Source organism: Dialister sp. CAG:357 (assembly GCF_000435155.1).
Lineage (GTDB): Bacteria > Bacillota > Negativicutes > Veillonellales > Dialisteraceae > Dialister > Dialister hominis.
In genome coordinates, this window is sequence record NZ_FR896468.1 from 1 (window position 1) to 14,071 (window position 14,071).

Consider the following 14,071-nt stretch of genomic DNA (forward strand, 5'->3'; position numbering starts at 1 on the left):
GCTGATTTTTATCGTAAATGCAGCAGAACATCAAAACCAATGTGAGAGGATAAGTATAGAAAAACCACTGACTGAATAAACAAGCAACCTGTCCTGCCAATGCAACTGCCAGGCAGACGGCATCAAAACTATCTGATAATTCTTTCCTCTTTAAAATAAGTTGTCCAAATAGATAGAAAAGAGGAGTGCAGAAAATAATAAGACCTGGAATTCCATATTCTGCCAGAACATTAGAAAATGCATTTACTACAGGGAAGATTGCATCACCAAACTCCAAATGCGTGACATCGGATATCCATCGCTTTACTTCACCATTATCTTTCGCAAAATCAGGATACGTATTGACCATATAACGGTCTACATATCCTTGTCCTACGCCAAAGACTGGATGCTGAATACCGACTGTTGCCATGGCGATTGTCGTCCCAAAACGTGCTTCATTAGATCTTTTATCTTTGTCTGCCACAGAGAACACATTTGAATCCAAATAATTTTGTATCCTTGTCCAGACATTGATATCCGTCTTGTCTTTTGAATTTTTAGCTACGGGTTCAGGCTGCGCTTGAAGCTTGGCCGGAGCAGAGGCAGCTGCTTCAGACTGCACCGGGGGCTTTACTGGAGCAGCTGCAGGAGCCTGCTGAGGCGGTGTCTTGTTGTTTGCCTGCGGAGATGCAGGTACTGGTTTTGCCTGCGCTGTCTCCACTTTTGCACTAACAGGACCTCCTGGTTTCTGTGCCTGGCCTGCGGCTACAGCTTCCTTATTCCCAAAATATTGCGGTACTGCAACACTGCCTTCGATGTAAATACCAAAGGAAAGTATGGTTCCCAAAACTACAGCTAGACAGGCTTTCCACCATTGCTTATAGCGAAGAATGATACTAAAGAGAAGAAGGCAGAATACTTCTCCCAAGTAAATGACTATCGCGGTCCTTGATTTCGTCATAAAAATCATAAGTACGAAGTAAAGCAGGAGGAGATATTCTATTTTCCTGTTTTCCTGAAAGATGCGATACCAAAGGAAAGGAACCATAAAAGAACCAATAATCCCAAAGAAAGACGGTTCTGTCAAGTAACTTCTAAGCTGACCCTCCCATAAAATAGGTGGCCACCACCCGCTCATAATCCCAGGATCATATAAATGTCTGTTAATCGTCATCAAGAGATTCTGACAGAACAAATTTCCCGTCCAAAGCCAATAAATTTCAAAGATAGAATACAGCCCCATCAGGCAAGCCATGGTAACGACAGCCTTGCTCACCCACTCCACACCTCTGCGGGAATTTCTGCCGTACAAGGAAAACAAGACTACATACATTCCAACAAACGGCAATAAGAGTCCTTTAATAAGACCACCGATATTTCCAAATAGATGGACCAGATGAATCGCCGATGGGGTATTAACGATTCCCGGCCAGACATGAGCGATTGTTTTCACAGCTGACTTATCCGCTAAAGCCGCATCAATAGCTCCTGGATAAAATGGATATGTGAATGCTCCTATACTGGTACACAAGATAACCCAGAAACAAAAAAGCCCCACAAATTTTGCGTGCGGAATATAGAATTCCTTTTTGTTGCGCAGCCACCAAATCAGGCAGACAACACACATAGTCACCAAAAGCGCTACGGCCACGTTTTTCCCTAGCAGCGGAAGCTTATATCTCGCCGGAAGACTTTTCAGCGGTATAAACAATATCATAAAAAACAATAACCATTCTTCGATCTTCTTATACTTCCCCTGCATACCATTTCCCCTAACGCATGTTTTTCTATACTATATTATGTACAGTTATTCTTACAGATATAAAAAGAAAAGCACTGTTCGTTCACTCGCACTTTCCCAATTTTTAATATATCATTTTAATAATAACATTTCCATAAATCCTATGATAGTCACTCATGTAATTGTTAGATTAATTGCTGCTAAGGCTATGAAATTTTATCTAACTATTTTGTAAGCCTTGATTTTTGTTCTTTATCTTTACCATATACCTTCTTATAACTTTATGATATAAATTATAGAGAGCATTTCCAAACAGTTATGCAATAAACTATGCGAAAGACATTCTATACACTTAAACCTGACCTATTCACCTACATTTATGGAGAGATAAACAATGCCTATAATTAATCATCCAAAGGTTTCTTTAATTCTTCCTATTTACAATATGGAAAAATTTTTAGAGCGCTGTGTCGACAGCATCCTCGCCCAAACGTACGACAACCTAGAAATCATTTTAGTCAACGATGGTTCGAAGGATAGATCAGATGAAATCTGTAAAAAATACGCATCTCTAGACCAAAGAGTTATCTATGTCAGCCAAAAAAACGGTGGACTTTGCGCAGCTCGTAATGCCGGCCTTGATCATGCATCCGGAGACTATATTATATTTATCGATCCTGATGATTACGTTGCGACTAACCTTGTTTCTGATGTCATCCAGACTTTTAAAAATTCCGATGAAAAATTAGATATGGTTGCCTACGGTGTACATATTGTAAAAGTAGACAGAGAAGTTGGGCAAATTTATTGGGAAAAGAGCCTTACAACGGAACAAATCCTGACGCGCATGCTTTATGTAACCGGCTGGGAAGTTTGGTGCAAAGCATATGACAGGGCAATTTGGGAAAATCTACGTTTTAATGATTCTATGAGATCTGTTGAAGATGTTTACATTGCTGCAGATATCGCGTCAAAAGTAAAACATGCAAAAGCTTTAGACGGACTTTATTACTATCTGGATCGCCAGCCTCATGGAAGTTTGACACAGACAAGAAATTCCTATTCATACTATGAGGAGTACATTGCGTGGCATCATCATTTAGATTTTTCTGTATCAGCCCCAGATGAAACCTCTATGCTCAACGTTCGTACGAGCATAGGTGCATTACGAGCTCTCTTCAAAGATGATTCCGATCATAAGCTTAGTGCTGGACAGAGGGAAGAATTGCTCTCTTTTCTCAATGAACAGGGATACAAGAAGGAGCAGCTCACTCCAGTTCTCCTGTCCTATTTGTTCTATCGCCGGGCAATTCTCATCAAAGCTATATCCGGTAAAGCCACCACTCACGATGAAGTGGTAAACATGAAATCTGCCTTGAAATTGTATGCCGTAAACAGTGTAGAAAAGCAATTATCTGAAGATCAGGAAAATGAAATTTACACGTATATCCACGATACAAAGAACCTTCCATTAAAAAACATCTACAAACTGCTTCGTTTAGCCATCATCCACGACAATCGTCTTGTAAAAGACATCGTTGGCCAGCTCATGATGAAGAAATTATCCCATTAATTCCTTATAACAAAAAAACTGTGAAACCAGGATTTCTGATTTCACAGTTTTTTATTTCACTAATTTTTATCTTCTCTCGCTTGCGTGGTCGAGGTTGGCGGCGTCTTCGATGACAGCTTCCTGGCCATCTCTTTCTTCGAGGATCTTTCTCAAGCGTTCTCTCTTGGAACAGTCGATGAACTGGTGGGCTATGACGTCGGGGAGTGTGGCTCCGAGGGCTATGCCCAGGATGACGAGGGCGGCTTCGACGCCGTTTTGCATGGCTAACATGAATTCATCGGTGGTCAGTGTATGGATACGGATGACGGCGAAGAGGAAGCGGTAGAGGAGGACGCCGGGGATGAGTGGGATGATGGCCGGTGTGGTCAGGACGAATACCGGGGCATGCAGGTTGCGTGCGACGATCAAGAGGAAGAGTGACAGTGTGGCAGCGCCTATGAAAGAAGCGGTGGCCATGCCTGTTCCGAAGTCGACCATGAGGATGTTTCTCATGTCGACGGTGATGATGGCGCCTAAGCATGCGAGCGGTATATATCGTTTCGGGATGTTGAACATGACGCAGAAGCCGGCGGCTGCCATGGCGGCCGCGAGGGCCTGCGCGATGTAGAGGCTTTCAGGGGCGATGCGGACGCCGGTGAAGTTCGGGACGCTTGTCATGACGGCGACGGCGGAGAGGCCGAATGTCATGGCAGTCATGACAAGGATGGTCTGCGTAAATCGTGTCATGCCTGAGTTCAGATAGTTCGACAGGAAGTCATCGACGCAGTTGATCAGCGGGACGCCTGGTATAAGTGTCAGCGCACAGGCGACGACGGGGAGCCACGAGCAGGGCGGCCCTGGTATGTAGAGTGTGAGGTAGGCTGTCGCGGTGGCAAAGAAGGCACTGGCAGCGATGCCGATGTAAATATTGACGCCGAAGCGTTCGCAGAGTGTCTTGACGTAGGCGCCTACGACGGCGGCGATGAAAGTATAGAGGGCTTCGTACCAGTGTCCGCCAAAGAGGAGGCAGAAGGCGCTGGATGCCATGCCGATGCAGAAGAGTGTCAGCCACTGGGGATAGAGTCTTTTCCTTGCCATCTGCTGGATGGTCATCATCTGATTCCGGTAGATGAGATAGGACTCATTGCTCGTCAGTGCGTCCCAGCTGAGCTGGTTGGCGAGAAGCGTCGTCATCATGTTGACGCCGTGCTTGTAGCATTTGCGGAACATGGTTTCCGACGTGACGCCGTCATCCACATTGATCATGATAGTGCTGTATGTGATGTGGATCTGGACGTTTTCCCAGTAAATGCCAAGGTAAGCGGCGGCGCGGAGCATGTCTCTGACGACACGCTTGCTGCTGGCGCCGTTTTCCATCATGAGCTGTCCGATGTCGAGGATGAGCTGCATCTTGTCCCTGACGGTCAGCTCTGCTTTATCTGATTTCTTATACAAAAGGCATCACCTCTGATAACCCCTAACGGGATGCGCTGCCTTAGAGCGGCGTATTCCTGATGATATCGAAATACTCCTGGTACTGCCTTGCCTGTTCGTAGTCGTGGAGCGGGAAGCATTCGCTCACCCAGCGGATGAGGAGCCATGCGCAGCCGAAGAATACGAGGAACTGGAGTGTCCTGTGAATGGCGGAATAGGACGCTGTGTCCTTCCTGATCCATTTCTTGTCCAGATTGTACGCGCTCTGGTAAATCCAGCGGGCATAGAGGATGACGAAGGCCAGGATCCCGAGGTTCATCAGGATGAGGCTCATTCCCCCGATGTGCGTCAGGACGACGTGGGAGAACCACTTGCCCGGGCTGTACAGCGCGAAGAACATTTCCCTTGGCGTCATCATGATTCCCATGTATGCGTAATGCGTTAGGAAAATGAAGGCGCTGAAGGAAAAGAAACACACGGCTAAGAGGCAGATGAGAACCGCCAGTTTCCGTCCCATGACGACGCGGCAGATGACGTTCATGATGAAGAAAATCAGGAGCAGGATCGCGATTGCCGTCAGGAAGTACGGGCTCAGGTGGTTGAAGGAGGCGTCCTTCAGCCCGTTCACCGCGTGCAGGAGTACATAAGGAAATATGACTATCCATGAGAAGAAAGGAATGTAGCCGATCCGCCAGAACGGATGGAGAAGGCTCTTCCTTGTCATAAATTGTGTCAGGAAAAGGAGAATGAAGCATTCCCCCATGCTCCTCTGGAAGCGGTACCATTCGAAAAGGCCGGTGATTCCGAGGGCAAAATAGTAAATGAAAACGAGGAACAGGAGAAAAATGGCACCAAAAAAGTACGTCCCGATTTCGCGTTTCGAGACACCTTCCCACCAAAGCTTGAGTTTTTCCTGCTCCTGCTCCCAGAAGTTCATTATGTTCACTCCCCTGTCCTCCGGGAAAAGTGCCGGAAGGGACGGTTATTGTTATCGATTTCTATCTGTTTCTATCTTTAAGTATATAAGGCGCGGGCTCTGCGGGCAATAGCAGGAGGACTGTCAGGTCAGAAGATGGTCATAAATTTTTCTGACGGATTCGATGTCCTTCATCTTGAAGGGCGCAAGCTGGCGTGTCAGGGATCCGACGATAGAATGCTTCATCAGGAAACGGCGCGCTTCCTCTCTCGTCTCTTCGCCGCCGTTTTTGACGTAGCCCCGTTCGAGGGCGTCCGCTCTTTCGCAGGCTTCGGGATAGTTTTCGCGGTAGATTCCCTGAAGAAGGAGAAGGAAATCGAGTGCTTTCTGCGTAGCCGGGTCCTGGGAGTACATGCGGTTTTCCCAGTCAAGGAAATGGATGACTCCGTCGTTCCATGTGATGTCGCGGAGAGCCGGACGGCCATGGACGATGCCGTTCTTGTGGAGGGCAGCGAGCGCTGCACCCGCCTCTTCCAGGATGAGTTCCTTCTCTGCTTCGGACTTGTCCGAGTCGAGCCAGTTCTTTACGGTAGGACCCCCGTCCTTTGTTACCATGTAATTTGGTGTCAGGACTTCGATTTCCGGAACGAGGTCAGGATTATTTCTCCCGGCAATCGTCATGCGGGCGATTTCATAATAAAATTCCTTTTCGACAGAGTACTTCACAAGCTGGTTTCTTCCATTCCCCAGCTTTCTTTTGATCCAGTACTTCTGGTCGTCCAGTGTAAAATTCAGGACGCGGTCAGAGTGTCTTTCCGAGATCAACCTGTCCGCCATTCGTCTCAAACGTTCCGTTAAAGTTTCTTCCATCTTCCTTTGTCTCCTGTATCTTTCAATCATGCATTTACCCTTTATTTTAACATGTGGAGTGTTTCTCGTCAGCAGGGAGGAAGGAAATGGGATAGAGAGAATTAAACGGGAGGGAAATTAAAACCATACTACCGGACTTCGTCCGCGGAAATACAACTCATCCATTTACTTATTAACTTCTGTTTTCGCGCAGCCCTTTTTAGAAACTGCACCCCTTTCGCCCTTCGGGCACCTTCCCCGTCTGGGAAGGCAAGTATAAATGCCGGCCCCGTTCCTCTCTCTCCGCCCTTCTAAAATAAGGATTTTTTATGGATTGATTGCCTTTTCATAACATTTCTTTATTTATTTTAATCATATAATTTAGTGTTTTATACTCTTTTTCGATTTACATTTCTTTAATCTATGATAAATTTCGATTTACATTTCTTTAATCTATGATAAAATAGCATAAAATACGTTTCACTCTGCAGTAAAGATGGGGTATCGCTTATGAAAAAATCATCACAGGAATCTTCCCGCGAGTTTATCTCGATCGGGCTCATGCTTTTCGCGCTGTTTTTCGGCGCAGGGAATATGATTTTCCCGGTATTCTTGGGCCAAAATGCTGGCTGGAATACGCCCTGGGCTACGATCGGCTTCCTGATTACGGGTGTCGGCCTTCCTTTTGCGGCTGTGCTTGCGATTTGTTATTCGGGAGCAGGTCTTAAGGATCTGGCTTCGCGTGTCCATCCGGTGTACGGTGTGCTGTTCAGCTCTCTTCTGTACCTGACGATCGGACCGTTCTTCGCGATTCCCCGTACGGCTACGGTTTCTTTTGAAATTGCGGCGGCTCCATTCCTGACGGATGCACAGAAAACAATCGGGCTGTATGTCTTCGTTTTCATTTTCTTCCTTCTGTCCTGGTGGCTGGCTGTCACTCCTTCCAAGCTTGTTCCGCGTATCGGCAAGGTCATCACGCCGATGCTGCTTCTTTTCCTCTTCATTCTGATCGGTTCTTCTATCCTCTTCCCGATGGGACCATGGATGGAACCTTCCGCTGCTTATTCGGCTCCGTTGAAGGCTTTCACGAATGCACTGGTTGAAGGCTACAACACGATGGACTGCCTGGCTGGTCTTGTCTTCGGCGTCATTGTCGTGGAATCGATTCGTTTCTTCGGCGTAAAGACGAATGAGGAAGTGGCTCGTTCTGCTATGAAGTCCGGCCTCATTTCCACATTCTTCATGTTCATCATCTATGCATCCCTGGTCGTTCTGGGCGCTGATTCTGTCAGTGTTCTGGGCCATATGGAAACAGGCGCTCCGGTTCTTTCCGGCGCTTCTGCTTACTACTTCGGCACTTCCGGTGCTGTCCTTCTGGGACTCATCGTCATCCTGGCATGCCTCACGACTTCCATCGGCCTGATTGCTTCCTGCGCTGCTTATTTCCATCAGCTCTTCCCGATGCTGCATCGTCAGACCTGGGCTGCTCTCTTTGCAGGCTTCTCTTTCCTGATCGCTCTCTTCGGTCTTTCTGCCATCATCAAGGGCGCTATCCCGGTACTGCTTTTCCTGTACCCGCTGGCTGTTTCCCTGATCATCCTGACATTCCTCGACAAGCGTTTCGGAAGAAGCCAGAAGGTCTATGCGCTGGCAACGGCTTTCACCTTTGTTCCGGCTCTCTATGACGGACTGAAGATGCTGAAGCTCACGACTCCGGCTATGGATCAGTTCATGCATTCCCTGCCGCTTGCTGAATACGACATGGCATGGACGCTCTTCTTCATCACAGGCTTCGTCCTCGGATTCATCTGGCACAAGGCTGCTGACAAGGCGCCTGCCACAGCAGAATCCCATTAAGTATATACACTTTCAAATTTCTAAAATTTTTCTAAAATATACACGATATTTCCTTTGACATTCTCATTTTCTCATGCTAGAATATCTCTAAATCATTAGAGACAAGGATCGGAATCAGGCTGGGGATCTTCTCAGAGAGGCGATGGATGGTGCAAATCGCTGAAGTTGAATCAGCCGCGTCACCCGTGAGTTCCTTTTTCGTACTCCATTTGGAGGCAGGGAAAGGCGGAAGCCCCGTTAGCAGCGAATTGAGTAATTGGACAAGGTGGTACCTCACAGCATATGTGCCCTGTCGGAGTTTTTCCGGCGGGGCTTTTTCGTACCCACCGGAAGTAGAAGGCGAAACCTTCGGAAAAGGAGATGTTATTATGGAGAAATCTAAGAATTCCTTCATCGCCATCGGGCTGATGCTGTTCGCGCTGTTCTTCGGCGCCGGCAACCTGATTTTCCCGGTATTCATGGGGCAGAATTCAGGTGTGGAAACGATTCCCGCTACAATCGGCTTTCTGATCACGGGCGTGGGTCTTCCGATTCTTGGCATTGCGGCCATCGGTTACTCCGGGGACGACCTGCAGAAACTGGCTTCCCGTATCTGCACACCATACGCCATTTTCTTCACCGTCGCCCTGTACCTGACCATCGGGCCTGCCTTCGCTATCCCCCGTACAGCTACGACATCTTTTGAAATCGCCTTCGCGCCGCTATTCTCGGAAGAAAACCGTCAGATGGCACTCTATGGCTTCGCTTTCGTCTTCTTCGCCGTTTCCTGGTGGCTCTCCGTCACCCCGTCGAAACTGGTCGACCGTATCGGCAAAGTCATCACTCCGGTTCTTCTGGCATTCCTTGCCCTGCTCTTCATCTGCGCAGCCATCGCTCCAATCGGCCCCTGGCAGGCCGCTTCGAAGGACTACATCGATCCGATGAAAGCTCTTTCCCAGGGATTCCTTGACGGCTACGGCACCATGGACGCCCTCGCCGCTTTCGTATTCGGCATCATCGTCGTCAATTCCGTCCGCCAGTACGGTGCCACAACGAATGAAGAAATCGCATTCATGACCCTGCGTTCCGGTCTCATCGCAGGCCTCTGCCTCGGCATTATTTACGTATTCCTCTGCTTCATCGGCGCCTCCTCTGTCTCTGAACTGGGACATCTGGAAAACGGTGCTGAAGTCCTCGTAGGCGTTGCACTTCACTACTTCGGTTCTTACGGCAGTCTCATCATGGGCGTCATCGTCCTCCTCGCCTGCCTAACCACAAGCGTCGGCCTCATCACCGCATGCGCTGAATACTTCGGCCGCCTGATTCCGGTCCTCTCTTACAAAATCTGGGTGACCGTCTTCGCATTCGCTTCCTTCTGCGTTGCACTCTTCGGCCTGACCACCATCATCCATGCCGCTATTCCGGTCCTGATGTTCCTCTATCCGCTGACGATCTCCCTCATGATCCTCACCTTCACGGATAAACTCTTCCACGGCCACAGAGCTGTCTATGCCTGCGCTACCCTCTTCACCCTGATCCCGTCCCTCTACGACGGCATCCACACCGCAGGCCTCCAGATCACCACACTCGACAACGTCATGTCGAACCTTCCGTTCGCACACTACGGCCTCGCATGGGTTACCTTCTGCGCCGCCGGCTACATCGTAGGCCTCATCATCGCCCACATGTCGCCGTCTAAAGAAAAGACTGCATAAGGAAATAGAAAAAGGAGAGGGCTGTGACAAAATGTGTAATCATTTCGTCACAGTCCCTTTTTCTATTGGAATATTCCAGTAAAGGATTATCTAACAAATGTATTTATTGGGTCTATCTGAAAATTTCAAAACCTCGCTGCGCTCGAGAACTACTGTATCCGTCGCCTCCGGCGACACCTTCTACTTTCGGAGCAAGGTTAACACCCTTAAACCGAACTTCGTTCGAGAAAAGGAAAAAGCAGAGTTTTAACGGATTTTGTCACATCCCCTTTTTGTGGGGGAACATGGTAAGACCCGATAGCAAAGAGAGAGTAAGCCGGACAACCAGCCTGATGGCTGGAGAAATGCTCTATCCGTTTACACCTTCCCTTCCCAGGGCAAGGTCAAGACCGGCCTACGGCCCTGGTAATCGTCCCTAACCGTCACTCCTCATTTTCAGTTAATACCCCATTTTTTGTTTTGATTGTTCTTCATTTGCAAATTGTTCCTGCATGATTCTATAATAGGTAAAATATATTACTTTATTAATGAATCAAGATTTCAGGATTTTTTCTTCAAGGAGGAGTTATGGATAGACAGGATTCTCTTCGGAAGTGGATTTTCTCGGCGCTTTTGGTGGCGGCGGGGGTGCTGCTTTCTCCGCTTTTTTCTTTCCCTCTGGGTGTGACGAGGGCTTTTCCTTTGCAGCATATGATTAATATTTTCCTCGCGGTTCTTTGCGGGACAAGGTTCAGTACGTCGGCTGCGTTCGGGACGGCTTTGATCCGGAATATTCTTGGCACGGGCAGCCTCCTGGCTTTCCCGGGTTCCATGATCGGTGCTTTCCTTTCTGGTTATCTTTACAGCAAGACGCAGAAGCTCTGGTGCGCTGTGCTTGGTGAATTCGTCGGGACTTCGATTATCGGCGGCCTGGTTTCCTATCCGATTGCCGCTCTTCTCATGGGTTCTTCGAAGGGTGCGCTCTTCTATGTGTCCCTCTTCTCCATTTCCTGCGGCGCCGGCTGCGTCATCGCTTTCTGTGTTTTAAAAAGTGCTCGCTTAATTCAAACAGAATTACTCAAAAACAGATAACATCTTTATCTATAAGTCTCTATAAACTATTATTTATAATAATAAAATCTCATGCTTAGCGTATATTTTTTTCCGCAGAAAACTTCGATTTTCTGCGGTTTTTTCGTGCTCTGACTATGAGTCAAAGTTTTAGCACCTGCTGTTAACTGCTATTGACACCCCTCTAAAATAAAATGTATAATGTTTTAGTTTCTAAAGTATTTTATCACTCAAAGTGAGTGTTTTGTATAAAAATAATCCTGGGAAGGATTGATAAGGGAGTTTCCACTGGGAGGGATATCCCTGGAAAAGAGGGGAATTTTATGAAGCACCGTCTACTGAAAGCCGCGGCCGCCGTCGTATTTACGTGCGCCGCGTTCCATGTACAGGCAGCCAATCCGTTCACGGACGTCGATACGAACTCCTGGGCTTACCAGGCAGTTTCCAAGCTGTCCGCTGAAAACGTCGTCGAAGGATATCCGGACGGCACGTTCCGCGGGGAAAAGAATATTTCCCGTTATGAAGTTGCACAGATCATTGCGCGCCTTGTCGCAAGAAAGGACAGCCTGACTGCTGATCAGCAGGCTACCGTCGACAAGCTCGCTCAATCTTATAGAGACGACCTCGCCAATCTTGGCGTCCGCGTCACTGAACTTGAAAAGAAGACCGGTCACACAGAACTCATCACTGAACTCCGTATTCAGGATGTCGACCGCTATGGCAATATTTTCAAAGGTCACACGGAAAAGGACAATGAGCTCAGCACCCGCGTCCGCCTGAATACGATCACCACCGTCAATGACAGAAGCACCGTTTACGGACAGCTCGAAACCTTCCTCGGTTTCTCTGGAAATGATGTGTACAGTGTCAACAAGTACAGCTATAACTCTGATGGCTCCCGCTATCAGAATAATGGCTACGGCGAAGGTGAAGTCCATCTGAACCGCTTATGGACGACCTACCAGTTCGGACCGAAGCAGGATACGACAGGGCTTCCATTCGGACCGTCCAAGAACCTCATCGGTATCGGCCAGTTCCCCGTCAAGATGGGCGTCACTGGCTACACCTATGATGGCGAATTCAAGGGTGCATTCCTTACCCTTGGCGATTACAGAGAAGGCGGCCACTTCACGCTCGCATACGGCCGCGCAACAAACATCAACGTCGACTACACGGCGCCAATGATGCATGGATTTGGAATAACGAATGATGAAGTTACCGATCTCGCTAACAAAATGGCAACTCTAACTGCCTACAATCAGGCCGTTGCTGCTGGCCTTAACAGTCAGCAGACCGCAGCAGTCATTTCACAAGCTCAACAAAAGGTTGCAGCCATAACTTCTCAACTTTACAGCAACGACGCTCAGACAAGAGCAACCGCAGCTGCAACGATAAAAGGCATGATTGCAGCCAGCGGCTCTGATCTGGCATCCATGGCCAATGACCTCGTAGCTACCGCTGACGGCAATATCGCTCTCACTCTTTACCCGATGGGCGATAAGGTCCAGATGGCATGGGGCGAAGATGAAGATGTACCGATTGCTTACGCATCCTACATCTACAAGAAACCGCAGCAGTATGAATTCCATGTCTACGGCATGAGAGCCGTCGGACCAGTCAGCCACATCGTCGCTGCTTACGGCCTTGCAGGACAGTACTACGTCACCCCGATGTGGAACGTCCACGCTGAATACGTCAAGAACATGAGAAAGCTTCCGCTGAACAACGAGCGCCCGTACTCCTTCAACTACGGCGTCGCTTACGGCACAGCTGATGTACTGAAAGCCAAGTCCTACTCCATCGGCCTTGACTACATCTACAGCCAGGCAGGCACCTACTTCGGCGGATCTACCAATGACATCGCCGACCAGTACATGGGCCATGTCTACAAAGACTGGAGAGGCAGAAGCAACGTCCCGGCTTACTTCGCCGACAAGATGGACGCAGTTCTCGATGGCACCGACAACCCGAACAGAAACTACGGCGGCGCGAAATTCTTCCTCGCCAAAGCAGCCTACGTTCCAATGAAAGGCCTCATCATCGAAGCCAACTACGGCTTCAACGCCCAGGACATGGGCGGCAAGAAGATGGACAACATGTTCCTCCTCAAAGCCACCGCCTATATTAAATAAGAAATAAAAAGAAACCCCGGAAAGCCGAAAGGCCCGGGGTTTTTGATTGTGATTTTTCAGAGAGCGGCACGAGGCCTCATGGTTTTCCATCGAACGTAGTTCGGTTTAAGGGTGTCAGAGCTCACCCCGTAGGGGGAGCTAATTGCCTTTGACCTTGCTCTGGAAGAGAAGGTCGGGATAAGATTACGAAAGGTTTCAAACAAATAAGAGTCGAGCTCTTTCTTTTATTCCTCGTGAAGCTGCCCCCGACGGAGGGAAGTGGCGCCGTTAGGCGACGAAAGGGGTGCAGTAAATAGGAAAGGACATCAGCGGTAGCACCACAAATGTCTCATAAGTTAGTGTACGGGGCGGATGAGTTGCATTTCCCAGGACATGGGCCGGTTGTACGGTTTTATCATATTTTACGTTTCCCACGAGCGAAGCGAGGTCGTGTGGTTTCGAATAAACACCGGACAACCTCGCTAGCGCTCGTGGAACTACACCCCTTTCTGCCGCATTCGCGGCGTCCTTCCCCGACGGGCAGGTCAAAACCTTCCGTACCGGCACTTAACGATATTATCACTATCATTTAAATACGAACCGTAAATGACAATCGTAAAATACTCATTCGATACTATCCGTCAGCAACGAAGCGGAGGACTTTAATCTCCCCGTCGGGGGAGAATGGTCAGCCTATCTTTTTACTGTTGCTGACAAAAGGGGTGCAGTATTCATTGGTTTTTATAAAAAGGTTCCATCGAGCCCCGCGAGGTTGTATGGTTTTATCTTCTTTCCCTCGCATCAGCGAGGTCGTATGGTTTTTCATAGCTGTATGGTTTTATCATATTTCTCCCACGCAAAACCCGCCGCAGTCCAATTCCTGCG

The 14,071-nt window shown here is 48.3% G+C and carries 9 protein-coding genes; 5 read left to right on the forward strand and 4 right to left on the reverse strand.

All coding sequences use genetic code 11. The features are described from left to right. Positions 1-1,744, reverse strand: a 1,744-nt coding sequence (locus M3200_RS08485; RefSeq protein WP_288178246.1) for an O-antigen ligase family protein, incomplete at its 3' end; no start/stop codon positions are given. A gap of 373 nt (positions 1,745-2,117) precedes the next feature. Between M3200_RS08485 and M3200_RS08490 the strand changes: the two genes are divergently transcribed. Continuing rightward, the gene (locus tag M3200_RS08490; protein ID WP_022383098.1) at positions 2,118-3,296 is read left to right on the forward strand and encodes a glycosyltransferase family 2 protein; all 1,179 of its coding nucleotides are present in this window, start codon (positions 2,118-2,120) and stop codon (positions 3,294-3,296) included. Between the two features lie 66 nt (positions 3,297-3,362). Here the strand turns inward: M3200_RS08490 and M3200_RS08495 are convergent, their stop codons facing one another. The 3 genes from M3200_RS08495 to M3200_RS08505 form a co-directional block, all read right to left on the reverse strand. Next, the gene (locus tag M3200_RS08495; RefSeq protein ID WP_022383099.1) at positions 3,363-4,730 is read right to left on the reverse strand and encodes a threonine/serine exporter family protein; all 1,368 of its coding nucleotides are present in this window, start codon (positions 4,728-4,730) and stop codon (positions 3,363-3,365) included. 40 nt (positions 4,731-4,770) lie between these two features. Further along, a complete protein-coding gene (locus tag M3200_RS08500; protein WP_288178247.1) occupies positions 4,771-5,655 on the reverse strand; it encodes a hypothetical protein in 885 nt (294 codons plus the stop codon). Between the two features lie 114 nt (positions 5,656-5,769). Next, positions 5,770-6,495 (reverse strand): BUD32 family EKC/KEOPS complex subunit, encoded by a 726-nt coding sequence (locus M3200_RS08505; protein ID WP_022383101.1) that lies wholly within the window; start codon positions 6,493-6,495, stop codon positions 5,770-5,772. Between the two features lie 489 nt (positions 6,496-6,984). Here M3200_RS08505 and brnQ (M3200_RS08510) point away from each other — a divergent pair, with 489 nt between their 5' ends. The 4 genes from brnQ (M3200_RS08510) to M3200_RS08525 all read left to right on the forward strand — a co-directional run bounded on the left by brnQ (M3200_RS08510) (position 6,985) and on the right by M3200_RS08525 (position 13,207). Next, positions 6,985-8,331 carry a branched-chain amino acid transport system II carrier protein gene (gene brnQ / locus M3200_RS08510; RefSeq protein ID WP_022383102.1) on the forward strand — a complete coding sequence of 449 codons (1,347 nt, stop codon included), beginning with the start codon at positions 6,985-6,987 and terminating at the stop codon, positions 8,329-8,331. A 368-nt stretch (positions 8,332-8,699) separates the two neighbouring features. Then, the gene (brnQ, locus tag M3200_RS08515) at positions 8,700-10,025 is read left to right on the forward strand and encodes a branched-chain amino acid transport system II carrier protein (RefSeq protein WP_288178248.1); all 1,326 of its coding nucleotides are present in this window, start codon (positions 8,700-8,702) and stop codon (positions 10,023-10,025) included. A gap of 567 nt (positions 10,026-10,592) precedes the next feature. After that, entirely contained in the window at positions 10,593-11,096 is a 504-nt protein-coding gene (gene thiW, locus M3200_RS08520) for an energy coupling factor transporter S component ThiW (protein ID WP_022383105.1), read from the forward strand. 302 nt (positions 11,097-11,398) lie between these two features. Then, positions 11,399-13,207, forward strand: coding sequence for an S-layer homology domain-containing protein (locus tag M3200_RS08525; RefSeq protein WP_022383106.1), 1,809 nt, complete (start codon positions 11,399-11,401; stop codon positions 13,205-13,207). Positions 13,208-14,071: the final 864 nt, after the last annotated feature.